Origin of the sequence: Amycolatopsis sp. NPDC001319, from assembly GCF_042896185.1 — a bacterium.
Classification (GTDB): Bacteria; Actinomycetota; Actinomycetes; order Mycobacteriales; family Pseudonocardiaceae; genus Amycolatopsis.
In genome coordinates, this window is record NZ_JBIAWY010000007.1 from 416,134 (window position 1) to 437,840 (window position 21,707).

The following is a 21,707-nucleotide window of genomic DNA, read 5'->3' on the forward strand; positions in this document are numbered from 1 at the left end:
CGTGGCCGGGGCTTTCAAAAGCCTTGGGCCGACGGCCTCGGGACGGTAGCCGGCCGCTGCCGGACCGGCGCGCGGTCCGGAGCTCCGCAGCCCGATGCGCTCGGCTTGAAGAACCCTTGGCCGGCAAGCTTGGCTGGCACCTTCGTCGGTCACGGTGAGCGGCATGGCTGCACTCGGCTCGCTGCGCTCCAGGCGTGGCTGTCTGCGTTGGCGGGGCTTTCAGAGGCCTCGGGCCGTCGGCGTCGCTGCGGTTGCCGGTCGCTGCCGGACCGGCGCGCGATCCTAGGTCGTTGTGGGCGATGCGCCTGCGGCTCAAGAAACCTTCGGCCGGCAAGCTTGGCCGGCCTCTTCGTCGGTCGCCGCGAGCGGCAGGGCTGCACCCGGCTCGCGGCGCTCCAAGCGTGGCTGGCCGCGTTGCCGGGGTTTCAAAGCCTCGGGCCGGCGGCCTCGCTGAGGTTGCCGGTCGCTGCCGGACCGGCGCGAGGTCGTGGGGCTTCGCGGCCTGATGCGCTTGGCGGCTTGAAGAACCCTTGGCCGGCAAGCTCGATACGGTCATCCGGTCGCCGCGAGCGGCAGGGCTGCACCCGGCTTGCAGCGCTCCAAGCGTGGGCGCGTTGGCGGGGCTTTCAGAGGCCTCGGGCCGGCGGCCTCGCTGAGGTCGCCGGCCGCTGCCGGAGCGGCGCGCGGTCCCGGGGCTTCGCGGCCCGCAGCGTTCGGCGGCTCGAAGAACCCTTGGCCGGCCAAGCCGGCGTGGTTATCCGGTCACCGCGAGCGGTAGGGCCGCACTCGGCTGCGGGCGCTCCACGCGCGGCCGAACGCGTTGTCCGGAAGATTCCTCAGCGAATTCCAACACTGTGACCAGGCTCTTTGCCCGGTAAGGAAAATTCGTGGGTTATCGACGTTTGGCCCGCGCACCTCGTGGGCACCTCACGCCCCACGGAGACCTCTCCGTACCGAGTCGGAGGCGGTACGGAGAGGTCTCCGGCGTCTTCCCAGCCTACTGGGCGGCAGCGCTCTTCGTCGCGGGGCGGCGCGGCTTGCGGTGCGCGAGTACCGTGCGGGCCGCGCCGGTGAGGATCACGACGGCCCACACCACGGCCAGCGTCAGTAGGAGCCCCGCCCACGTGTTGCCGTCGTGCAGGCCCGGCTTGGGGATAACGCCGTACGTGCGCCACAGCAACGGGAACGCGATGAACCCGAGCACAGCCGTCAGCACCGCGCCCACCTGCACGGGCGCCCGCCACGTCGCCGGCAGCACCCGCGAGAGCAGCAGGCCAAGCACGCCGGCCACCGGCGCGAACACGGCGTCGTTGACGATCGGGCCGCCGCCGATCCACAGCACGGTCTTGAAGCTCTCCGGCCACGCGGGTGCCGCGTAGTCGACGAACAGCGACGCACCGAAACCCAGCGCCGCCAGGCCTGCCAGTGCGAGCAGGATCCGGATGACCTTCACAGCACCTCCAGCTTTTCGACCCACTTCGTCTGGAGCACGCCCGGACGGCTCGGCGCGATCACCCGGCACGGGTAGCCGTGGTCGACGTCGAGCACCTCGCCGTTGAGCTCCAACGCCAGCAGGGTCAAGTCGTCGGCCGTGTGCTCGCCCGGGAGCGTGCTGGCGCCGTACAGACCGGTCTTGTCGAGCGACGACACCCGCACCTCCGCGCCCGGCTCGGCCCCGACCGCGCGCAGCAGCGTCGGGAACGAGATCCCGCGCCAGCTCGCCATCTGGCTCCAGCCCTCGACGCACGCGATCGGCAGATCCGCGCTCACCTGCGGCAGCGCCCGCAGGTCGGCCAGCGTGAACTGCTTCGTCCCGCCCCGCGTCACCACCGACAGCCGCCAGTTCGGGTCGACCGCCGTCCGCGTCACGCGCGCCGCGACGGCCGTGCGGTTCACCGGCAGCTTCTGCAGGCCCTTGTCGGTCTTCCACGACAGCCCGGAGATGTCCTTCAGCCACGGCACCGTCGCGCCCGCTGTGGACAGCACCGCCACACCCGTCGCGATCCACGTGGTCCGCAGGAAACCACGGCGGGTGAACCCGTAGACCGGCTTCTTGGCCGGCGGTTGTTCGGCCTGCGCTGCCAGCACTGTCTCGCGGGTCAACGCCCGCCGCACGATCGGCAGCTTCACCGCCACGTGCACCACCACCGACCCAATCGCCACCCACGCCACCGCGTAGTGCACTTCCGGGAAGTAGAAGCTCCACGGGTAGTTCTGCGCGACGTTCAGCAACCCCGAGCTCAGCTCGAAGAACGCCGACCCCGACAGCACCAGGATCGACACCCGCTCCAGGGCGTGCGGCAACGACTTCACCAACGGCCGCTCGAACAGCTTCGGGAAGACGCTCCAGAGCTTCGCCAGAAGCAACGGGATCGCCGCGATACCCGAGATCACGTGCGCGCCCTGCGTCAGCCGGTACAGCCACACCGGACGGCTCGGCCAGAAGAACCACCCCGGCGGGTGCTGGATCAGGTGGCTGAGCAGGCCCGTGACGAAGCAGATGAGGAACGCCAGCCCCAGCAGCGCGCCGATCCGCGCCGTCACGCGCTCGCCGTGCGCCCCGCCCTTGAACTGCTCCTCACGCGGGATCGGCAGCTTCTCGATCCGCTCGTCCACGCGCGCTTTCGCTTGCTCCGCCCGCACTTTCGCGCGCGCCGCCCCCGCTCGCGCCTGTGCGGCCCGCTCACCGAACCGCACCTGTGCCTCGGACACGCGCTCGTCGAAGCGCTTCCACGCCGCGACGAGCCGGTGCTCCCGCGGCGCCTCGGGCCCTTCGGTGTCCACGGAGCCTTCTGTCCAGATGCCGTCCGGCGACGCGTCCTCGGTGGGCTTCTCGTCGGTCATGCCCGCTCCAGCCTGGCGAACCACCGGTGGCCCCGGCTCGTGGTCCAGTCCACGTGGAACCCCGCGCGCATGGCCACTTCCGCGATCGCGTCGGCCCCGACCCACGCCCAGACGAACCACGGCCCCGACGAACCCGGCAGCAGCCGCACGGCCTCCCGCCGCACGCCCCGCCCCGGCGGCTCCAGCTCCACCAGCACGTCCCCGTCCGGCGCGATCAGCTCGCGCATCCGATCCAGCAGCACAACCGGGTCACCCCCGATCCCGATGTTCCCGTCGGCCAGCAACGCGTGGTGCCAGCGCCCCTCGCCGGGCAGCGGCTGGAAGACGTCGCGCCGCAACGCCACCGCGCCCCGCTCCTGCGTCAGCCGCACGGCGGTGGGCGAGGTGTCCACTCCCATCGCCACCACACCGCGTTTCGCCAACGCCGCCGTGAGCCGGCCCGGGCCGCAGCCGATGTCGAGTGTCGGGCCGTCGCACGCGTCGAGCAGCACGGTGTCACCCAGGTCGCAGCCCTCGGTCCAGCGGTCGACGGGCAGATCGACTCGGTCGCCGTTGGCGAGCTCCAGCCAGCAGCGCTGCCCCAGCAGCCCGCGGTCGAACTCCGTGCCGGTACTCAGTTTCCTCACGCCACTTCCCGTCCCTCGACCGCGCGCACGGCCGCCGCGAACCGCCCGCGGGGCGCCTCCGCGGCCACGCGCACGGCGTCACCCATGGTGTCCACATCGGACAGTTCTGGCAGCGGCCCCGCCGACAGGCCGACCGACGCCAGCGCCCGAACCGTGCGAACGCCCGTGTCCTCTTGCGACATCGGCACGCCCGCCAGCACCTGCGCATGGCGCGGGTCCCTGAGTCCGAGCCCCCACCAGCCGCCGTCTTCGGCGGACCCCAGCACCGCGTCGTGCACGCGGCGCAGCACGGGCTCGATCGACGAGCCCAGCAGCTCCGGCGACACCTGCGGCGTGTCCATGCCGATCTGCAGCACCGGCAACCCGGCGTGCACCGACGCCGTGTCGGCGTGCGCGTTGGCCAGCCGCGCCCCGAAGTCCCAGCCGCGCTGGGCGATCACCGTCGCCCGCCGCAGTGACCGGCCGATCTCGCTCCCGCGCGCCGCCGAGCCGAGGTCGCCGGTCATCGCGACCACGGGCAGCGCGCCGGGCGTCGCGCACACGGCGTCGAGCGTGTCCAGCAACGCCGCCGCGGCGATCTCCGCGGCCTGCCGCGCCGTTGCGGGCGGGCACAGGCGGGTCTTCGCGAAGCCGGGCACGGGCGCCTTGGCGACCACGAGCACGCAGAACCGGGAGGTCATCGGGCCAGCACCCGCCCGAAGTCGCGCACCGCGCGCAGCGTGCCCCGCACCGACCCGGACACCTTCGACTTCGTGCCCTTCGCGCGCTCCCCGTAGGTCACGTCGAACTCCCGCACCCGCCAGCCCGCACGTTGCGCGCGGATCAGCAGCTCCAGCGGATAACCAAAGGCGCGATCGGTCACGCCCAGCCCCAGCAACGCGTCCCGCCGCACCGCGCGCAGCGGCGCGATGTCCCGCACCGGCAGCCCGCGGCTGCGCAGCAACAGCGAAAGCACCGCATTGCCCGCCCGCGCGTGCCACGGCCACACACCCGCGTGCGTCGGCACCCGGCGCCCCACGGCGAGGTCCGCGCCGCCTTCCACCGCGGCCACCAGGCGCGGCAGGTCGCCGAGATCGAGGGAACCGTCGGCGTCGGCGAAGCACACGATGTCCGCGGTCGCGGCCTCGAGCCCCGTGTGCACAGCCGCGCCGTACCCGCGGCGGGGCTCGTCCACCACCTTCGCGCCGAGCGCGGCCGCCACGTCGGGCGAGCCGTCCGACGAACCGTTGTCCACCACGATCGCGCGGAACCCCGCCGGCAGCGCGGCCAGCACACCGGGCAGCGCGCCCGCCTCGTCGAGACAAGGGAGCACGACGTCTACCTGAAGATCGCTCACCAGGCGTACGCTAGGTCCGTAAAGGACGGTCGAGAACCCTTGTGGTGCTTACCGAATCATGACGCGAGCCCACTTCTTACCGAGTTCTCACGGCTGCGTCTTCCAGCCCCGTGCGAGACCGCGACGGGGGTTATCGTGCGGTCGATGAGCGAGTCGACTTCGGCTGCCCGGCTCGCCGGGCCGCCCGCGCCACCACCCGAGCCCCGCCGCGCCGGTACGCGCGGCGACGCGATCGCGGTCGGCGCCGCCCTCGTGCTGGTCGCCACCGCAGCCGCCGTCGGGCTCTACTACAACCGGCCGAACTCCGGCGTGGTGATCTACGCGCCCACCGCGCCGATCTTCGCCCACTGGCTGCCCCACGTGGGCCCGGGCTCGGTGTTCGCCGTGCTGGTCGCGGCCGCCGTGGTCCTGTGGGGCCCCGCGGTCGCGACCCGGCTGTCCTGGCGACGGGCCCTCGCCGCCGGGTACGCGACTTCACTCGCCTGGATCTTCTCCCTCGCCATGATCGACGGCTGGTCGCGCGGCTTCACCGGCCGCCTGACCACCCCGCAGGAGTACCTCCACGAGGTGCCCGGCATCACGGACATCCCGCGGTTCCTGCGCGAGTTCAGCTCCCGCATCCTCGACTTCCAGCCGAACTCGTGGACCACGCACGTCTCCGGCCACCCGCCGGGCGCGACGCTGGTGTTCGTCTGGCTGGACCACCTGGGCCTGCGCGGCGGCGCCTGGGCCTCCACCGCCGTGATCCTGGTCGCCGCCCTCGTCGCCGTCGCCGTGCCGGCCACGGTCGCCCTGCTCGGCCGCCAGAGCGCGGCGCGCGCCGTGCTTCCGTTCGCCGTGCTCTCCCCGGGCGCGGTGTGGCTGGGCGTCTCCGCCGACGGCCTCTTCGCCGGCGTCACGGCCACCGGCATCGCCCTGCTCGCCCCGGCCTCCGTCGGCTTCACCCACGGCCGCCGCTACGCCGTGCCCACCGCGTTGGCGTCGGGTGTGCTCCTCGGCTACGGCGCCTTCCTCTCCTACGGCCTCGTGCTGCTGGGCCTCGTCGCGCTCGCCGTCGCCGTGCTCGGCCGCCAGTGGCGCGCCGCCGCCCTCGCCGTGGTCGGCGCACTGGCCGTGGTGGCCGCCTTCGCGCTGGCCGGGTTCTGGTGGCTCGACGGCTACCGCCTTGTCGTCGAGCGCTATTACCAGGGCATCGCCACGCTTCGGCCATACTCGTACTGGGTGTGGGCCGACCTGGCCGCCGTCGCCGTCGCTGCCGGCCCGGCGGTGGTCGCCGCCGCTCGCCGCGGGGTCACCGGGGCGTTCCTGCCCGAGTCGCGTCGCGGCCTGCTGCGCGACCCGGTGCTGCTGCTCGGCATCGCCGCCGTGGTCACGATCGTGTTCGCCGACGTGTCCGGCCTGTCGAAGGCGGAGGTGGAACGCATCTGGCTACCGTTCGGCGCGTGGCTGCTGCCGATGACGGCCCTGCTGCCCGCACCCGGCCGCCGCTGGTGGCTGGCCGGGCAGGCGGTGACCGCGCTGGCGGTCAACCATCTTCTTCTGACGAGCTGGTGAGGTGAGGCATGGAGGACCAGGCCGGGCGCGTGCTCGTGGTCGACGACGACGAGACGGTGCGCGATGTCGTCCGGCGCTACCTCGAGGTCGCCGGCTTCACGGTCGACGTCGCGGGTGACGGCGCCGCGGGCCTCGCGCTGTTCGCCGAACGCAACCCCGACCTCGTGGTGCTCGACGTGATGATGCCGGGCATCAACGGCCTCGAGGTCTGCCGCCGCCTGCGTCAGGTGAGCCACGTACCCATCGTGATGCTCACCGCCCTCGGCGAGGAGGAGAACCGCATCGCCGGCCTCCAGCTGGGCGCAGACGACTACGTCACCAAACCTTTCAGTCCCAAGGAGCTGGCGCTGCGCGTGGCCTCGGTGCTGCGCCGCGCCCGGATGCCGCGCGCCGCGCCTCCCGCGCCCGAGCTCGTGGACGGCGACCTGCGCCTGCAGATGACCGCCCGCCAGGCCACCCTCGGCGGGGCCGAGCTGCCGCTGACCACGCGCGAGTTCGACCTGCTCGCGTTTTTCCTCGGCCACCCGGGCGTGGCCTTCTCCCGCGCCGACCTGCTCGAGAAGGTGTGGGGCTGGGACTTCGGCGACCAGTCCACGGTGACCGTCCACGTGCGACGGCTGCGCGAAAAGATCGAACGCGACCCGGCCAAGCCGACGCGGGTCGCCACCGTCTGGGGCGTCGGCTACCGCTACGACCGGGAGCAGTCATGATCAACACCGGTGAATCCGCCCTGGACATGCTCATCCACGTTCTGCACATCCTGCCGTTCGCGCTGCTGTTCGCGCTTCCGGTGGCCGCGGTGGGCGGGCTGGTTCTCTACACGCTGCGCAACCGCTCGCTCGCCACCACGATGACGGTGCTCGTGCTCATCCCGGTGATCGCCCTGCTCGTCGGCGTCATCGGCATCAGCGGCTTCATGTTCACCGAGGCCCTGATGACGGAGCTGCTGGTGTGCCTGCTCGTCGCCCTGGTGACGGTGCCCGCCGCGATCGTGCTCGGCCGCGCGATCGCGCGCCGCAGCGTGTGGGAACGCGAAGCGCGCGACCGCGAACGCGCCGCCGAAGCGTCCCGGCGCGAGCTCGTCGCGTGGATCAGCCACGACCTGCGAAGCCCGCTCGCCGGCATCCAGGCCATGGCGGAGGCGCTGGCCGACGGCGTGGTCTCCGAGCGCGACGAGGTCGCCGACTACGCCCAGCGCATCAGCGGTGAGACCACGCGGCTCTCCGGCATGGTGGGCGACCTGTTCGAGCTTTCCCGGATCACCGCGGGCGCACTCGAACTCACCATGTCCGCCGTGCCGCTCCGCGACGTCGTGAGCGACGCGGTCGCCGCGCAGTCACCCGTGGCCGAGCGCAAACGCGTGCGCGTGCTGGAGAACGCCGAGGCGTGGCCGGTCGTGTCCGGCAGCGACCCGGAGCTCGCGCGGATCGTGCGCAACCTCGTCTCCAACGCCATCCGCCACACCCCGCCCGACGGCACGGTCGCCGTGCAGCTCGACATCGACGGCGACCAGGCCATCCTCGCCGTCGACGACTCCTGCGGCGGCATCCCGGACGACGAGATCGGCCGCGTCTTCGACGTCGCGTTCCGCGGCACCCAGGCCCGCACCCCCGACCGCAGCGGCACGACCTCCGGCGGTGGCCTCGGCCTGGCGATCGCCAAGGGCCTCGTCGAGGCCCACCGCGGTCACATCGGGGTGCACAACCACGGCCCCGGCTGCCGGTTCGAGGTCCGGCTGCCGCTGGCCAAGATCGCCGCTTCCGTCTGACCGTCCGGCCACCACCGTCCGGCCATAGTGGACGGACGAGTTCAGCCGACGGTGACGGCCTCCACCGGCTCCGCCACCCGGTCCGCGGTCACGCGGAAGAACTGCATCCCCGGGAAGTGCGCGGGCGCGACGATCGTGTCGGTGCCCGCGACCTGCCGCAGCCACTGCTGACGCGTCAGCAGCGCGAGCGACGGATCGCTGTCGCTGATGAACCGGATGTTCGAGTCGACCAGCTGCGCCGGCGTGTGGAGCACGTCGCCGAGCAGTACGACCCGGCGGTCGTCCGCGGTGATGTCCACGACGTAGTGACCCGGCGTGTGCCCGGGCGCGTGCCGCGCGGTGATGCCCGGCGCGATCTCCACGTCGCCGTTCAGCGCACGCAGGTGTCCGTGGCCACGCACGGTTTCCAGCCCGATCCGCGTCCAGTCGTGGCGCCCGACCGGCTCCACGAGCGCGGCCCAGTCCTGCGCGCCGTAGAGCACCGTGGCGTTCGGGAAGTACGGCTTCCCCTGCGGCGCCAGCCAGCCGACGTGGTCGGAATGCAGGTGCGTCAACAGAACCGTGTCGATGTCGGCCGGCGAGCATCCGGCCTCGGCGAGCGCGACGGGCAGGCCGCCGCCCGCGCCCATGTCACCGTCGTCGGGCCGCAGGCCCTCCGGGAACTCGATCTCGCGCGGGCCGAGCCCCGCGTCGACGAGGATCGTCCGGCCGTTGCCGCGGACGAGGAACGCACCCGTGGGCACGTGGACGGTGCCGTCTTCCGCGAACGCGCCGGGATGTCTCCCCGCGTCGAGTCCCGGGAAGAACGGCGCCAGCAGCCGGATCCGGCCGTCGGCCAGCGCATGGATCTCGATGTTCCCCACCTCGATGGACCGCATGCACACGACCAAGATCACGGTGGCAGGAAATAATTCCGGGAAGTGACCTTCGTCTCAAGCGGGATCTCAGGCGCCGACGGGCGCGCGCAACTCCGCGGTGGCGAACGAGGTGATGCCGTCCTCGAACGTGGTTTCCGCCGTGAATCCCAGCAATTTCCTGGCCAGCGCCGGATCGGCGACCACGTGCCGGACGTCCGCGGGCCGCGCGCCGCCGACGATCCGCGGCTCCGGCCCGCCGTACGCGCGCGCCAGCTCGCGGGCGAGGTCGCCTACCGTGTGCGGGTCACCCGAGCAGACGTTGAGCGGCGTGATGTCCCCGCTCGGCCCGTCGGCGTGCAGCGCCAGGGCGTTGATGCGGGCGACATCGTGGACGTGGACGAAATCCCGTTGCTGCCGCCCGTCCTCCAGCACGGTCGGCGCCTCACCGCGCTCGAGCGACGAACGGAACAGCGACGCCACCCCGGCGTACGGCGTGTTCTGCGGCATCCGCGGGCCGTACACGTTGTGGTAGCGCAACGCCCACACCGTGCCGCCCGTCTGCCGTGCCCACGCGCCGGCGAGGTGCTCCTGCGCCAGTTTCGTTGCGGCGTACGTACTCCTGGGCAGAAGAGGTGCACCTTCGGGCACAAGTTGCCAGTGCAGTTCCGCACCGCAGTCGCCGCATGTGGGCTCGAACCGGCCGGCGTCCACATCGGACTGCCGTCGCGGCGACGGCGGCACGATCCCGTGGCGAGGGCACGAGTAGCGGCCTTCGCCGTAGACCACCATCGACGACGCCAGCACGAGCTTGCGGACGTCGGCCGCGTGCATCCCGGCCAGCAGCACCGCCGTGCCGTAGTCGTTGTTCAGCGCATACGAAGGCGCGTCCGACGGGTCCACGCCGTGCCCGACGACGGCCGCCTGGTGACACACCGCGTCGATGCCCCGGAGCAGCTCGGCGACCTCGTCCGGGTCGGTGACGTCGCCGCGCACGAACCGGTGGCGGCCCGTGTACTCCGGCGGCGTGGGCGTGCCGTGGGCGGTGGGCAGGAGGGTGTCCAGCACGACGACCTCGTCGCCCGCGTCGGCCAGCCGGTCGGCGATGTGGGACCCGATGAACCCGGCTCCACCGGTGATCAGTACTCGCACCCTGCCGACGCTAGGGCGCACGGACCGGACCACGCCCGCCCCGGCCGGACCACGTCACCGAATCGTCAGGAATCACCCGCCCACGGCGGCGGCCGGGTGCCGTCACCGGATACGGTGTCGGCATGGAACGGAGCGCACAGCGGCTGGGCCGGGCCCTCGTGGTGATCGTGGACGACCGGGTCGCCCACGGGGAGCACGAGGACAACACCGGACCGCTCGTCACCGAGCTGCTCGAAGAGGCCGGCTTCATCGTCGACGGCGTCGTGGTGGTCGAGGCCGAGACCGCCGGCATCCGCAACGCGCTCAACACCGCCGTGATCGGCGGTGCCGACCTCGTGATCACCGTCGGCGGTACCGGTGTCTCGCCGCGGGACCGCACGCCCGACGCCACCGCCGGCGTGCTCGACCGGCCGATCCCGGGCATCGGCGAGGCGCTGCGCGCGTCGGGCCTCGCCGCGGGTGCGGTCGACGCCGGCATCTCCCGGGGCCTCGCAGGGGTGTCGGGCAGCACGCTGGTGGTCAACCTCGCCGGCTCGCGCGCCGCGGTGCGCGACGGCATGGCGACCCTGTCCTCGCTCGTGCCGCACGTGATCGACGAGCTCTCCGGCCTCGAAGAGGTCTGAACCCCGGCCGCCCCGCCTGGCCCGCCACGACGAGGGCCAGGCGATTCGCATCTCTCTGCAGTTGTCAAACAGCGGGTGGGACGATGGGGTCATGCCACGTGAAGAATCCCGCCCCTCCGACACCGCGGCCGAGCGCCGCCGGGTCGACGAGATCTTCGGTGACGTGCTGCCTGAGACCACCTCGGACGAGCGAGGCCTGAGCGGGGACACCCCGGACTCCTGGTACCTGGAGAACCGGCCACCGCACCACGACCGCTGACCCTCAGACGTCCGACCTGGTGGCCTGCTCGCGCAGCAGGTCACGGATCTCGGTGAGCAGCTCGACATCGGTGGGCTCCGACGGACCCGGCTCCTGACCGCGCTTGCGACGCTCCTGCAGGTGCTTCACCGGCAGCACGAACAGGAAGTACACGATCGCGGCCACGATCACGAAGTTGATCGCCGCGTTGATCACGGATCCGAAGTCCAGGAACGTGCCCTTGTTGCCGCTGAAGATGTAGAACCCCAGACCCTGCGCGGCGTCGCTGCCGCCGATGGCGTTGATCAGTGGCTTGATCAAACCGTTGGTGAACGCCGTGACGATCGCCGTGAACGCGGCGCCGATCACGACCGCGACCGCGAGGTCCACGACGTTGCCGCGCATCAGGAAGTCTTTGAAGCCCTTCAGCATGTGCCACTCCTCGAGAGGTTCAGACGGGGGGTCCGTCGCCCATCGGAACAGGGACGGGTTAGCGGAGAGTAACCGTAACGGGTCGTTCCAGCGACGTCGCAGCGACCTCGTTGGCCACGCTCACGGGCAGCGCGAGGAGCACCAGTGGGCCTTTGTCGGGTGCGATCACCCCCTGACCCCCACTGTCGGGACGGTGCACAGTGACCACCGTGGCGTCCTTCACCAGCTCAGCGGCGGTGTGCGTCGCACCGGGAGCCGCCACGACGCCGACGTGCTGACCCGGCCGCAACAGCTCCGCGACGCCCGCGTCAGCCAGCCGGACGGCGACCGTGACCGTGCCGGAATCCCCCTTCGCGGGGAGGGCCGTCCCCAACAGGCGGACGTCCGTCAGCGGCTCACCCGCACGGGCAGCGCCGGACAGCAGCCGGCCGACGGCCGCGCCGACGTCGCCGAGCGCGCCGGCGGGCCGGACGTCGTCGGGAAGGTCGGCCAGCCGGAGATCGGCGGCGCGCAGCACGGAGCCCGCGGGCAGATCCCGCGCGGCCACCACGGTGGCTGTGGAAGGTGCACCACGCGCCGAAGCTGGGTGCAGAAGGACGAGCACGCCGGCCAGCAGCAGGGCCGCGGCCAGGAACCGGCGAAGCAGCCGGGCGCGCCTGCCGCGCAGCAAGTGCAGATCGGTCAGGCGGATGAGCAGGGTGTCCACGGTCGTCCCCTCGTCGGATCCCGTGCGGCGCGGTGCCGCACGAAACCGACGTTAGGGACGGTGGTGACCAGCGGAAAGAGGAACTTCCGCGACCTGTGGACAACTACCCCCTTGTGGACAACTCAGGGGTCAGGAGGCGGTGGAAGCGGTTTTCGTCGTGGTGGAGGAGGACGATGAAGAGTCCGTCTTCGACTCGCTCTTCGTCTCCGTCTTGGTCTCGGACTTCGCCGGCGCGGCGGCCGTGGTCGAAGACTTCGACGAGTCGCGCGAGTCGGTGCGGTAGAACCCGCTGCCCTTGAAGACCACGCCGACCGAGCTGAAGACCTTGCGCAGCGGACCGGAGCACTGGGGGCAGACGGTCAGGCTGGCGTCGGAAAAGGACTGCACCGCCTCGAAGCGGTGGTCGCATTCCTTGCAGGCGTACTGGTACGTGGGCACTGGAGCTCCTTCATGCAACTGGCACTCGTGAGACAAGAGTGCCAACCCAATTGTGCTGGACGGCATTCCCCGTGCGCAATTCCCCCTGCGTCACATCACTGTGAGAGCGGGCAACCGGACCAGACCGGCGGGGGTCAATGCCCCGGTCATCGGGACGTCGTGCGCCTCACCTGGGAGCGAATCCACCAGCTCCTCGGCCCGGACCACGGCGAACCGGTCCGCGCCGCCCGAAGTGAGCGAACGGTCATAGTGACCAGCGCCACGTCCGAGCCGCACCCCGCGGCGGTCGACGGCGAGCGCGGGCACCAGCACCACGTCGGCCTCCGACACGGCGCCGACCCCCAACCTCGGCCCCGACGGCTCGAGGATGCCGCGCAGCCGGCCGGGCACCAGCGTCGACTCGTCCGAGTAGACAGCCCAGTCGAGCGGCCCGACGACATCCGGGATCACCGGCAGCAACACGCGCGAACCGGCCTTGACCAGGGCGTTGAGCAGCGAAACGGACCCCGGCTCGGTGTCGAACGGCACGTACGCGCACACCGTCCCCGCGGCCACCGAAGCGGCCGCCGAAGCCAGCGCCTCGGCCTCCGCCGCGTGCTCCGCAGGGCTCACTGAGGCGCGCGCCTGAAGAACTCGTGCACGCCACTCCGCCTTGCTCAGGTGCTCATTGCCCGGTGCCAGCATGCGACCACGTTAGGCTTTGCGCCCATGACGGGCGCCTCAACCTCCCAGACGTTCAGAACAGCCATCGTGCCTGCGGCCGGACTCGGGACCCGATTCCTGCCGACGACGAAAGCGGTACCGAAAGAGCTGCTGCCCGTGGTCGACACGCCGGGCATCGAGCTCGTCGCGAGCGAAGCCGCGGCCGCGGGGGCGAAACGCCTGGTGATCGTGACCTCGCCCGGCAAGGACGCCGTCGTCAAGTACTTCGAGGCGCAGCCCGAGCTGGAGAAGACGCTCGAGGCCAAGGGCAAGACCGAGCTGCTCGAGAAGGTGCGGCGCGGGCCGGGGCTGCTCGACGTCGAGGTCGCCATCCAGGAGCAGGCGCTGGGCCTGGGCCACGCCGTCGCCCAGGCCGAGCCGAACCTGACCGACGAGGATGAAGCCGTCGCCGTGCTGCTGCCCGACGACCTCGTACTGCCCACCGGCGTGCTCAACCGCATGTCGGCCGTCCGCGCGCAGCACGGGGGCAGCGTGCTCTGCGCGTTCGACATCCCCAAGGAGCAGATCTCGCCCTACGGCGTGTTCGACGTCTCCGACACCGACGACCCGGACGTGAAGCAGGTTCACGGCATGGTCGAGAAGCCGCGGCCGGAAGACGCGCCGTCGACCTACGCGGCGGCCGGGCGGTACCTGCTCGACCGCGCGATCTTCGACGCACTGCGCCGGATCGAGCCGGGCTCCGGCGGCGAGCTCCAGCTGACCGACGCCGTGGCGCTGCTGATCAAGGAAGGCCACCCCGTTCACGTGGTCGTGCACCGCGGCGGACGACACGACCTGGGTAATCCGGGTGGTTTCCTGCGCGCCGCCGTCGATTTCGCGCTTGAAACGCCCGAATACGGGCCATCGTTACGGACGTGGCTGACCGAACGGATCGGGACCGAACGCCCATGACGGACTCCCTCGACGCTGCCCCGGCCGAAGAGGCCCCGGAACCCGCGGAGGCGGAGCTGCGCTCTGTCGACGCGCAGATCGCGCTGACGCTGGACGCCGCCGTCCGGCCGCGGCCGGTCCGCGTGGCGATCTCCGAGGCGCAGGGCCTGCTGTGCGCGGAGGAGGTGGTCGCCGAGCACGCCCTGCCCGGCTTCGACCAGGCCGCCGTGGACGGTTACGCGGTGCGCAGCGTCGACGTCCGCGCCGCCGGCGACGAGCCGGTGCAGCTGCCGGTGGTCGGCGAGATCCAGGCCGGCTCCCGCCAGCCGCGGCGGCTGCAGCCCGGGCAGGCGGTGCGCGTGGACACCGGCGCGCCGCTGCCGACGCTCGCCGATGCCGTCGTGCCCACCGCGTACACCGACGGGCACCAGGCCAAGCTCACCGTGCACAAGTCCGTGCCGTCGGCCGCGTACGTGCGCCGCGCGGGCGAAGACGTGCAGATCGGCGACGTCGCCGTACGAAAGGGCGACACCATCGGGTCCGCGCAGGTGGGCCTGCTCGCCGCCGTCGGGCGTGCGAAGGTGCTGGTCTACCCGCGTCCGCGCGTGTCGATCGTGTCCGTGGGCGACGAGCTCGTGGACGTCGACCGCACGCCGTCCGTGGGGCAGGTCTACGACGTCAACTCCTACGCGCTGGCCGCGGCCGCGCGCGACGCCGGCGCCGAGGTGAGCCGCGTCGGCATCGTGCCGAGCGACCCGAAGCGGCTGCGCGAGATCGTCGAGGGCCGGCTGCTGATGTCGGAGATCGTGGTGGTCGCGGGCGGTGCCGGTGGCGCTTCCGGCGACGAGGTGCACGCCGCGTTGTCCGACCTCGGCCACATCGACATGACGCGCGTGGCGATGCACCCGGGCTCGGTGCAGGGCTTCGGACGGCTCGGCCCGGACTCCGTGCCGACGTTCCTCATCCCCGGCAACCCGATGAGCGCCCTGGTGGTGTTCGAGGTCCTGGTCCGGCCGCTGATCCGGGCCGCCCGCGGCACGCGCAACCCGCACCGGCGCATCGTCGGCGCGCGGCTGCTGTCGCCCATCACGTCGACGAAGGGCCGGCGCGGCTACCTGCGCGGCCAGCTGCTGCGCGACGAGGCCAACGGGGAATACCTCGTGCAGCCGCTCGGCACGTCGGGTGCGCACCTGCTGGCGTCGCTGGCGGAGGCGAACTGCCTGATCACCGTGGACGAGGACCTCACCGAGGTGGCCGCGGGCGAGCAGGTGAAGGTCACGTTCCTCGCGCAGCGGGCGTAGTGGGCTCGTACTCGTACCCGGTCGAAAGCCGCCACCCGGGCTGGCCCGCGAAGCTCGGTGGGCTGCGCGTGCCGGCCGGGGTCGTCAGTGTGCGACCGGTACGGCTGCGCGACGCCGGCGAGTGGAGCCGCATCCGCCTGCGCGACCGCGACCACCTCGAACAGTGGGAGCCGACGGGGATCGGGCCGTGGCCCGACCGCAACGCGTTCTGGTCGTGGCCCTCGCAGTGGGCGGCCCTGCGCGGCCTCGCGCGGCGCGGGCAGTGCCTGCCGTTCACGATCACGGTCGACGGAAAGTTCGCGGGGCAGATCACGGTGGGTAACGTCATCCGTGCCTCGCTGCGATCGGCCTGGATCGGGTACTGGGTGTCGTCGGACATCGTGCGCGGCGGGGTTGCCACGGCGGCTGTCGCCCTCGTGACGGATCACGCCTTCGAAGCGTCCGGCTTGCACCGGCTCGAGGCGACCGTGCGACCGGAGAACAACGCGAGCATCCGCGTCCTCACCAAGGCCGGCTACCGGCAGGAGGGCATGTTCGAGCGTTACCTCGACGTCGCCGGCGCCTGGCGCGACCACCTCTGCTTCGCCGTGACGAAAGAGGAGATCGGCGACGGCCTCGTCTCCCGGCTCGTGGCCATGGGACGCGCCGACCTGCTCTGATGGTGACTACGGGTCCGGTTCCGATCACGCGTTACCACATACTGTGAGATTCACCTAATCCGGTGACGCAATTTCGTGATCGAACCCGGCGAGTCTGCGTCTCCTGTGTGACTGTTGTGGCTAGCGTGACTACAGCAGAGGATCGGGGGAGGTGACGGGAGATGCCCAGCTCGGTGATCATCGTCGCGCTCGCCGCGGCATGGCTCGTCGTTCTCGTGCCCATGGTGGCTCGCAAGCGCCAGCAGGTTGCACGGACGCCGTCGTCCGCGCTCGCAGCGCGCGTCGTGCGCAGCGGGGGAGCTCGCAATGAAGGACAGGAGGAGTTCGCCGTGTCCGAAAGTGCGAAACCTTCGGTGGAGGACGACCTCGCCGAACTCGAGGCGGAGCTCGATGCCGACCTCGAAGAGGAAGAACAGGAACCCGAGCCGCTGCCCCAGCCGGCCGCCGAAGTGCGCGACGAGCCCGCCCGCTCGCGCCCCGGCTACCGCCCGGGCCGCGGCGGCTTCGACCCGGAAGCGGCGGAGATCGCCGCGCGGGCGAAGTACGCGTTCCGCCAGCGGATCGTCGTGATCCTGCTGATCCTCGCCGTCGCGTCGGCCGCCTTCGCGGGCTTCGTGATGTCGGTGGTGTGGTGGGGCAACGCCGTGGTCGACGTGATCCTGGTCGGCTACCTCGCGTACCTGCGCCGCCAGGTCCGCATCGAAAACGACATCCGGCAGCGGCGGATGGCGCGGTATGCGCGGGAAGGCTCTCGAGAAGCTCGCGAGCCCCTTCCGGCGCCGCGGCGTCCTGCTGCTTCGGCCTCGGCTTCGGCTCCGGCGGCTTCGGTTGCTTCAGAGGAGGACGACCACGTCGAGGTCGTCTCCCCGGCACCCCGCGAGATCGTGGAACGCAAGCCGTCCCCCATGTCCCGCATCCGCCGCCAGGCCGTCGTGGTCGACCTCGACGACGAAGACCCGGCCTTCGAGGAACTCGACGAGCCGGGGACCAGCCCGTACCGCCGGGCGGTCGGGGAGTGACCCCCGGCGTTCGGTGCTCTTGGGGTAGCTGATACGCTCTACGAGCACTGAACAAGGGGCTGTAGCGCAGTTGGTAGCGCGTCTCGTTCGCATCGAGAAGGTCAGGGGTTCGATTCCCCTCAGCTCCACCGCAGGTCAGAGGCCGTCCACTGTAGAGTGGACGGCCTCTTTTGTTGCCTTGATAGCAGCAAAGTACAGCAATGGCGCTACTCGTCGAGGCTCTCGCCAAGACGCTTGAGCGCGTCCCGTGTCTTCTTCGACGACGCCTGCGAGTAGATCTCCATCGTCATCGAGAACTGCGCGTGCCGCAGGATGCGCATGATCACCCGGGGGTGCACGTCCAGGTCGACCAGCAGCGTGCCGCAGGATCGCCGTCCATCGTGCACAGTGATCTTCCGAACCCCTGAGCGCGTGACTCGGTTGTCCCAGGATCGGTTGAAGTTCCGGGGGTCGATCGGCAGCTCGTACTTCGTGGTGAACACCAAGTCGTTCGGGTGCCAGGCCAGCTCCGCCTCCTTCTGGTCGGCGAGCTGGTCCCGCCGCCGCTTCTCCAGGGCGGCGACGACGATGGACGGCAGCGGCATGGTGTCGTCCGACGCGGCCGTCTTCGTCTCCCGGTGCAGCAGCTCGCCACTGGCCCGCTGAAGCTGGTGACTGACGGCCAGCTCGCCCTTGTCGAAGTCGAGCGCGTCCCACGGGAGCCCCAGGATCTCGCCCTTGCGCAGGCCCAGGACAACGGCGAGCACGTACCCGGCGTACATCGCGTCCCGGGCGTCTCGGGCCGATTCGAGAAACCTCCGGGCCTCCTCGCTCGTCCAGGCTGTTCGTTTGCGCTTGCGGACGGTCGGGAGCGTCACCAGCTCCGCGACGTTCCGGCTGATCAACTCCTCGCGGATTGCGTGGTTCAGCGCCGCGCGCAGGCACGCGCGGACGTCGGAGACCGTCCGGGCCGATGGCGCGTCCTTGCAGCACAGGCGAGCGCTCAGAGCACAGCACCGGCGGCGTTTCTCGTCTCGCCGCGCGTCCTTGCCCTGCGCACAGTACTGACAGATTCCCGGAATGGCGTTGATCCACTTCTGAACGTCGCGCAGACCGAGCTTGTCCAGCCGTTGGTCGCCCAATGCCGGGTTGATGTAGAGCCGGGTGAACAGCTCGTAGTTGACGTACGTCAGAGGCGCGCGGTTCGGCTTGATCACCTCCGTCAACCAGTAGTTCAGATACTCGCGCAAGCGCGGCACCGCGGTCGCCACAGGGCCGTTCTTGGCCGCCCGATGAAGCTTGAGCCACTTCTCGTGGACCAGTTCGCGCGTCGGGCCGTACGCGTACTTGCGCTTCCTTTCACCGGTCGGAGTGGTGACCCCACACATACGCGGCAAACCCGTTGCGGAACGGGTAAATCGCCCCCTCGCCGTTGGCGCGTCCCTTGCTCGCCATATCAGGCCGCTTCCTCCACGAGTCGATTGATGTATTCGTCAACCCAAGCAGGCAGGACTCGACGATTTCCGCCGTCCTTAATGGACCTAGGGCGTAGGAGTCGTTGGTATTGGCGGCGGACACCGCGACCGCCAGGGGCAGGCCTGCGCGGTCGTCCAGGACGAACCGGTGAAGGCGGGGCCATAGACCGGCTTTGGTCCACTCGGCGAACCCGCGATGTGCGGTCGGCACCGTGACCCCGAGCGACGGTGGCAGCATCCGCCACGCGCACCCGCTGGTCAGCACGTACACCGCCGCCGTGAACACAGCCCGGTCCTCGACCGGCGACCTGCCCACCACCTTGCGGACGCGTCGAAAACGACGGGATCAACAGCGTCTCGTGGGTGAGCTTGCTCATGCGGCGGGACCCGGACGTTGCGCCGACGGGACAGCCTGATCGCCGCTCATACCCAGCAGAGGAAACACCGCGACCGTGCCTGCTGTTATGAGCGCCTGGAGTGCGTCGTGCAGGCCGTGGGCGGTGCGTAATTCCTGGTCACGTCGTTGCGAGATCCGCCGTTCCCTGGGCTGATCTGATCTTTTGGCCTCGGCGGCTCGGCGCACCAACCGCGAGGACGACCAGCCGGGTTTGTCCGGCTCGAGCGCGTGGCCGGACGTGGTGAACCTATTGCGCAGCTGTGCGCTCGGCTGTGGGCAGCTGCGTAACGTGAGTTGGGCAAGCCCGACCTGGCGCAGACAGGAGATGACTGACATGACCGACGCAGGTTCGTTGGATCAGGACCGTGTGGCGGATTTCCAGCGGCGGGTCGTCGTTGACAGCGGCGCGGCAAAGGCGGGGTTGTCCACGTCGCTCGGTGGGCGGCTCGGCCTGTATTCGGCAATGGCCGGCGCCGGACCACTGACGTCCGCGCAGCTGGCCGAAAGATCGGGTCTGGTCGAGCGGTACGTGCGCGAGTGGCTGGCCGTCCAGGTCGCCGGAGAGTACGTCCGCTACGACCCGGGTGGCGCCACGTATGAGCTCCCGGACGAGCACGCGGCCGTCCTCGCGGACGCGTCCTCGCCGACCTATGCCATGGGCACGTTCACCATGCTGAAGGCGCTGTTCGCCACCGAGGACGCGCTCGCAGAGGCGTTCCGCACCGGCGAGGGCGTCGGCTGGGCGCAGCACGCGCCGGAGCTGTTCGAGGGAGTCGCGGCGTTCTTCCGGCCGGGCTACACGGCGTCACTCGTGCAGGAGTGGCTCCCGGCGCTCGGAGGTGTCGTCGAGAAGCTGGAACGTGGGGCGTCGGTGGCCGATATCGGTTGCGGGCACGGGTATTCCGCGCTGCTGATGGCCGAAGCCTTCCCGCGGTCGGAGTTCCACGGCTACGACTTCCACGGTCCGTCCATCGAGGCGGCGCGGAAACTGGCCGCCGAACGAGGCCTCGGCGGCCGCGTCACCTTCGACGTCGCCGCGGCGGGGGACTTTCCCGGCGAGCGGTACGACCTGATCACGTTTTTCGACTGCCTGCACGACCTCGGCGACCCCGGCGCCGCCCTCCGCCGCACCGAGCGGGCCCTCGCCGACGACGGCACCTGCATGATCGTCGAACCCAACGTGTCCGGCAACGTCGAGGACACCATCAACCCCGTGGGCCGTTCCTTCGCCGCGACCTCCGTCGCCGTTTGCCTGCCCGCCGCGCTGGCCCAGAAGGGCCCGCACGCCCTCGGCAACCACGCCGGCGAGGACGCTATGCGCGCTATTGCCGCCGAATCAGGCCTGCGCACGTGGACCCTGGCGGCGGAAACGGTGAGCAACCGCATCTACGCTGCGCGCCGCTGACCGGCGACGCCTGCGATCGGGACGTGCGCGGGATACTCGACCTTGGTCCGGCTCTGGATGGCAGAAATCTCACCCGTGACTGGCTTCGATCTCGGCTACCACACGCGCCGTGAGGGATTCCGGTGATGGCGTTCGCGCGGTGGCGGCGCTCCCACTCGTTCTGCGCTGGGGTGCTGACCGGGCGCAAGGCGGCCTTGCTGCCGCGAGGACACCCCGAAATGACCTCCCCGGGCGGCTAGAACGCGGCGTTATCCCTGGTCAGAGGCGCTACCGGCCGTTCGGCGGCACCGCTCTCCTAAAGCGGTGCCGCCACACCGGAGAATCGGCGCGGAGTCGGTCAGGGCTTGCGGGCGACGGCTCCGGCCATCAGTCGCTGGGCGACGTTCAACGGCTTCAGGCGCGGCCCAGAGGGCCACCAGTTGACCAGCTCGACCAGCCCGGGTTCGACGAGTTCGAGCCCGTGGAACAGCTCGACGATCTCCTCCGCGGTCCGTGCCGTGACGCCGCCGAGCGAGCCGCGGGCGACGGCCGCTTCGAATGCCCGCATCGCTTCGCTGTCCGCACCGTCACCGGGGTTGAAGGCATGCGAGATCGCCACGTAGGAACCTGAAGGCAGTGCATCGATGAACTCGCCGGTGACCTCGGCCGGGCGCGCCCGGTCACCCTTGAAGTGGTGCAGGCTCGCGATGAACAGCAGCCCGATCGGCCGGTTCCAGTCGAGGTGGCTGCGCACGGTCTCGTCCTCGAGGATGCCGCGCGGATCGAAGATGTCGCCGGCGATGTAGCGGGTGTTGTCGTTCTCCTCGAGCAACGCCCGGCCGTGCGCGGTCACGACCGGGTCGTGGTCGACGTAGACGACCTTCGACAGCGGGTCGACCCGCTGCACCACCTGGTGCACGTTCTCCGCCGTGGGCAGACCGGATCCCAGGTCCAGGTACTGCGTGAGCCCCGCCTGCTCCGCGAGGAACCGGCACATCCGGATCAGGAACCGCCGGTTCTCCAGCGCAAGGTCCACCGCTTCCGGCATGACCGTCTTGAGCCGCTCGAGCTCGAGGCGGTCGACCTCGTACCAGTCCTTGCCCCCCATTGCGTAGTCGTACATCCGCGCCACGCTGGCCCGATGCGGATCGACCCCGACCGGAGTGTTCAAGTCAGCAGCGTCTGCCGGCATGTCGTGCCTTCCTGCTCGAGTGGCCACAGCTACACCGAGGTTAGTAGTGATCACCGACGCGGTGTCCACATCCCCGGTTGTTCACCGGCCTTCTCAGACCGGCCCCACGACGAGCAGCGTGGCGGTGACTCCGCCCG

The 21,707-nt window shown here is 70.9% G+C and carries 23 protein-coding genes, 1 tRNA gene and 1 pseudogene; 11 read left to right on the forward strand and 14 right to left on the reverse strand.

Annotated elements, in window-relative coordinates; translation table 11 throughout:
• Window positions 1-997 precede the first annotated feature (997 nt).
• Genes ACFY1H_RS28445 through ACFY1H_RS28465 form a run of 5 tightly spaced genes read right to left on the reverse strand, consistent with a single transcriptional unit; the run spans window position 998 to window position 4,806 of the window.
• Window positions 998-1,453, reverse strand: a complete 456-nt coding sequence (locus ACFY1H_RS28445) for a hypothetical protein (protein ID WP_386951228.1) — start codon at window positions 1,451-1,453, stop codon at window positions 998-1,000.
• The gene (locus ACFY1H_RS28450) at window positions 1,450-2,844 is read right to left on the reverse strand and encodes a molybdopterin-dependent oxidoreductase (RefSeq protein ID WP_386951231.1); all 1,395 of its coding nucleotides are present in this window, start codon (window positions 2,842-2,844) and stop codon (window positions 1,450-1,452) included. Before ACFY1H_RS28450 ends, ACFY1H_RS28445 begins: the two co-directional genes overlap by 4 nt.
• Window positions 2,841-3,470, reverse strand: a complete 630-nt coding sequence (locus ACFY1H_RS28455; protein ID WP_386951234.1) for a class I SAM-dependent methyltransferase — start codon at window positions 3,468-3,470, stop codon at window positions 2,841-2,843. Before ACFY1H_RS28455 ends, ACFY1H_RS28450 begins: the two co-directional genes overlap by 4 nt.
• Window positions 3,467-4,150, reverse strand: a complete 684-nt coding sequence (locus tag ACFY1H_RS28460) for a DUF2064 domain-containing protein (protein ID WP_386951236.1) — start codon at window positions 4,148-4,150, stop codon at window positions 3,467-3,469. The genes ACFY1H_RS28455 and ACFY1H_RS28460 overlap by 4 nt, the downstream gene beginning before the upstream one ends.
• The gene (locus ACFY1H_RS28465) at window positions 4,147-4,806 is read right to left on the reverse strand and encodes a glycosyltransferase family 2 protein (RefSeq protein WP_364182131.1); all 660 of its coding nucleotides are present in this window, start codon (window positions 4,804-4,806) and stop codon (window positions 4,147-4,149) included. Before ACFY1H_RS28465 ends, ACFY1H_RS28460 begins: the two co-directional genes overlap by 4 nt.
• A gap of 144 nt (window positions 4,807-4,950) precedes the next feature.
• On the opposite strand from ACFY1H_RS28465, the gene ACFY1H_RS28470 reads away from it, so the two are divergent.
• Genes ACFY1H_RS28470 through ACFY1H_RS28480 form a run of 3 tightly spaced genes read left to right on the forward strand, consistent with a single transcriptional unit; the run spans window position 4,951 to window position 8,128 of the window.
• Window positions 4,951-6,360 (forward strand): hypothetical protein, encoded by a 1,410-nt coding sequence (locus tag ACFY1H_RS28470; RefSeq protein WP_386951241.1) that lies wholly within the window; start codon window positions 4,951-4,953, stop codon window positions 6,358-6,360.
• An 8-nt stretch (window positions 6,361-6,368) separates the two neighbouring features.
• Window positions 6,369-7,070, forward strand: a complete 702-nt coding sequence (locus ACFY1H_RS28475; protein WP_366584716.1) for a response regulator transcription factor — start codon at window positions 6,369-6,371, stop codon at window positions 7,068-7,070.
• Window positions 7,067-8,128, forward strand: coding sequence for a HAMP domain-containing sensor histidine kinase (locus tag ACFY1H_RS28480; RefSeq protein WP_366584714.1), 1,062 nt, complete (start codon window positions 7,067-7,069; stop codon window positions 8,126-8,128). The genes ACFY1H_RS28475 and ACFY1H_RS28480 overlap by 4 nt, the downstream gene beginning before the upstream one ends.
• 41 nt (window positions 8,129-8,169) lie before the next feature.
• Here ACFY1H_RS28480 and ACFY1H_RS28485 read toward each other — a convergent pair whose 3' ends face one another.
• Together ACFY1H_RS28485 and ACFY1H_RS28490 are read right to left on the reverse strand one after the other, a co-directional pair.
• Entirely contained in the window at window positions 8,170-9,024 is an 855-nt protein-coding gene (locus ACFY1H_RS28485) for an MBL fold metallo-hydrolase (RefSeq protein WP_366584712.1), read from the reverse strand.
• A gap of 48 nt (window positions 9,025-9,072) precedes the next feature.
• Window positions 9,073-10,134: an SDR family NAD(P)-dependent oxidoreductase gene (locus ACFY1H_RS28490; protein ID WP_366584710.1), complete on the reverse strand. Its 1,062-nt coding sequence runs from the start codon at window positions 10,132-10,134 to the stop codon at window positions 9,073-9,075.
• Between the two features lie 122 nt (window positions 10,135-10,256).
• Here ACFY1H_RS28490 and ACFY1H_RS28495 point away from each other — a divergent pair, with 122 nt between their 5' ends.
• Complete coding sequence (locus ACFY1H_RS28495; protein ID WP_328604492.1) at window positions 10,257-10,757, forward strand: MogA/MoaB family molybdenum cofactor biosynthesis protein; 501 nt, start codon at window positions 10,257-10,259, stop codon at window positions 10,755-10,757.
• Between the two features lie 91 nt (window positions 10,758-10,848).
• Window positions 10,849-11,016, forward strand: a complete 168-nt coding sequence (locus ACFY1H_RS28500; RefSeq protein ID WP_366584707.1) for a hypothetical protein — start codon at window positions 10,849-10,851, stop codon at window positions 11,014-11,016.
• 3 nt (window positions 11,017-11,019) lie between these two features.
• On the opposite strand, the gene mscL is transcribed toward ACFY1H_RS28500, so the two are convergent.
• From mscL to ACFY1H_RS28520, 4 genes are all read right to left on the reverse strand, one after another.
• Window positions 11,020-11,427 carry a large-conductance mechanosensitive channel protein MscL gene (gene mscL, locus ACFY1H_RS28505; RefSeq protein WP_366584705.1) on the reverse strand — a complete coding sequence of 136 codons (408 nt, stop codon included), beginning with the start codon at window positions 11,425-11,427 and terminating at the stop codon, window positions 11,020-11,022.
• 58 nt (window positions 11,428-11,485) lie between these two features.
• Window positions 11,486-12,133, reverse strand: coding sequence for an SAF domain-containing protein (locus tag ACFY1H_RS28510; protein WP_386951248.1), 648 nt, complete (start codon window positions 12,131-12,133; stop codon window positions 11,486-11,488).
• A gap of 129 nt (window positions 12,134-12,262) precedes the next feature.
• The gene (locus tag ACFY1H_RS28515) at window positions 12,263-12,571 is read right to left on the reverse strand and encodes an FmdB family zinc ribbon protein (protein WP_366584701.1); all 309 of its coding nucleotides are present in this window, start codon (window positions 12,569-12,571) and stop codon (window positions 12,263-12,265) included.
• Window positions 12,572-12,661: 90 nt separating this feature from the next.
• Entirely contained in the window at window positions 12,662-13,255 is a 594-nt protein-coding gene (locus ACFY1H_RS28520) for a 5-formyltetrahydrofolate cyclo-ligase (protein WP_366584699.1), read from the reverse strand.
• A gap of 24 nt (window positions 13,256-13,279) precedes the next feature.
• Between ACFY1H_RS28520 and ACFY1H_RS28525 the strand changes: the two genes are divergently transcribed.
• The 5 genes from ACFY1H_RS28525 (at window position 13,280) to ACFY1H_RS28545 (ending at window position 17,271) form a co-directional block, all read left to right on the forward strand.
• A complete protein-coding gene (locus tag ACFY1H_RS28525) occupies window positions 13,280-14,185 on the forward strand; it encodes a UTP--glucose-1-phosphate uridylyltransferase (RefSeq protein ID WP_364049271.1) in 906 nt (301 codons plus the stop codon).
• Complete coding sequence (glp, locus tag ACFY1H_RS28530) at window positions 14,182-15,465, forward strand: gephyrin-like molybdotransferase Glp (RefSeq protein WP_366584697.1); 1,284 nt, start codon at window positions 14,182-14,184, stop codon at window positions 15,463-15,465. The genes ACFY1H_RS28525 and glp overlap by 4 nt, the downstream gene beginning before the upstream one ends.
• Complete coding sequence (locus ACFY1H_RS28535; RefSeq protein ID WP_366584695.1) at window positions 15,465-16,124, forward strand: GNAT family protein; 660 nt, start codon at window positions 15,465-15,467, stop codon at window positions 16,122-16,124. Before glp ends, ACFY1H_RS28535 begins: the two co-directional genes overlap by 1 nt.
• A 161-nt stretch (window positions 16,125-16,285) precedes the next feature.
• Window positions 16,286-17,143 carry a gephyrin-like molybdotransferase receptor GlpR gene (gene glpR, locus ACFY1H_RS28540; RefSeq protein ID WP_386951255.1) on the forward strand — a complete coding sequence of 286 codons (858 nt, stop codon included), beginning with the start codon at window positions 16,286-16,288 and terminating at the stop codon, window positions 17,141-17,143.
• 55 nt (window positions 17,144-17,198) lie between these two features.
• Window positions 17,199-17,271 (forward strand) — tRNA-Ala (locus ACFY1H_RS28545).
• Window positions 17,272-17,349: 78 nt separating this feature from the next.
• On the opposite strand, the gene ACFY1H_RS28550 is transcribed toward ACFY1H_RS28545, so the two are convergent.
• Together ACFY1H_RS28550 and ACFY1H_RS28555 are read right to left on the reverse strand one after the other, a co-directional pair.
• Complete coding sequence (locus ACFY1H_RS28550; RefSeq protein WP_386951258.1) at window positions 17,350-18,372, reverse strand: tyrosine-type recombinase/integrase; 1,023 nt, start codon at window positions 18,370-18,372, stop codon at window positions 17,350-17,352.
• Window positions 18,373-18,655: 283 nt separating this feature from the next.
• Window positions 18,656-18,974: pseudogene (locus tag ACFY1H_RS28555) on the reverse strand (transposase); the annotation flags it as partial.
• Window positions 18,975-19,328: 354 nt separating this feature from the next.
• Between ACFY1H_RS28555 and ACFY1H_RS28560 the strand changes: the two are divergent.
• Window positions 19,329-20,399, forward strand: coding sequence for a class I SAM-dependent methyltransferase (locus ACFY1H_RS28560; RefSeq protein WP_386951261.1), 1,071 nt, complete (start codon window positions 19,329-19,331; stop codon window positions 20,397-20,399).
• A gap of 337 nt (window positions 20,400-20,736) precedes the next feature.
• Here the strand turns inward: ACFY1H_RS28560 and ACFY1H_RS28565 are convergent, their stop codons facing one another.
• Window positions 20,737-21,570 (reverse strand): SAM-dependent methyltransferase, encoded by an 834-nt coding sequence (locus ACFY1H_RS28565; protein ID WP_366584830.1) that lies wholly within the window; start codon window positions 21,568-21,570, stop codon window positions 20,737-20,739.
• Window positions 21,571-21,707: the final 137 nt, after the last annotated feature.

Excerpts from the sequence above, each read along its gene's own strand:
- ACFY1H_RS28520 (WP_366584699.1), bottom strand. The coding sequence starts at position 13,255 with ATGCTGGCACCGGGCAATGAGCACCTGAGCAAGGCGGAGTGGCGTGCA.
- glp (WP_366584697.1), top strand. The coding sequence starts at position 14,182 with ATGACGGACTCCCTCGACGCTGCCCCGGCCGAAGAGGCCCCGGAACCC.
- ACFY1H_RS28460 (WP_386951236.1), bottom strand. The coding sequence starts at position 4,150 with ATGACCTCCCGGTTCTGCGTGCTCGTGGTCGCCAAGGCGCCCGTGCCC.
- ACFY1H_RS28480 (WP_366584714.1), top strand. The coding sequence starts at position 7,067 with ATGATCAACACCGGTGAATCCGCCCTGGACATGCTCATCCACGTTCTG.
- ACFY1H_RS28450 (WP_386951231.1), bottom strand. The coding sequence starts at position 2,844 with ATGACCGACGAGAAGCCCACCGAGGACGCGTCGCCGGACGGCATCTGG.
- glpR (WP_386951255.1), top strand. The coding sequence starts at position 16,286 with ATGCCCAGCTCGGTGATCATCGTCGCGCTCGCCGCGGCATGGCTCGTC.
- ACFY1H_RS28470 (WP_386951241.1), top strand. The coding sequence starts at position 4,951 with ATGAGCGAGTCGACTTCGGCTGCCCGGCTCGCCGGGCCGCCCGCGCCA.
- ACFY1H_RS28500 (WP_366584707.1), top strand. The coding sequence starts at position 10,849 with ATGCCACGTGAAGAATCCCGCCCCTCCGACACCGCGGCCGAGCGCCGC.
- mscL (WP_366584705.1), bottom strand. The coding sequence starts at position 11,427 with ATGCTGAAGGGCTTCAAAGACTTCCTGATGCGCGGCAACGTCGTGGAC.
- ACFY1H_RS28560 (WP_386951261.1), top strand. The coding sequence starts at position 19,329 with ATGACCGACGCAGGTTCGTTGGATCAGGACCGTGTGGCGGATTTCCAG.
- ACFY1H_RS28565 (WP_366584830.1), bottom strand. The coding sequence starts at position 21,570 with ATGCCGGCAGACGCTGCTGACTTGAACACTCCGGTCGGGGTCGATCCG.
- ACFY1H_RS28495 (WP_328604492.1), top strand. The coding sequence starts at position 10,257 with ATGGAACGGAGCGCACAGCGGCTGGGCCGGGCCCTCGTGGTGATCGTG.
- ACFY1H_RS28525 (WP_364049271.1), top strand. The coding sequence starts at position 13,280 with ATGACGGGCGCCTCAACCTCCCAGACGTTCAGAACAGCCATCGTGCCT.
- ACFY1H_RS28475 (WP_366584716.1), top strand. The coding sequence starts at position 6,369 with ATGGAGGACCAGGCCGGGCGCGTGCTCGTGGTCGACGACGACGAGACG.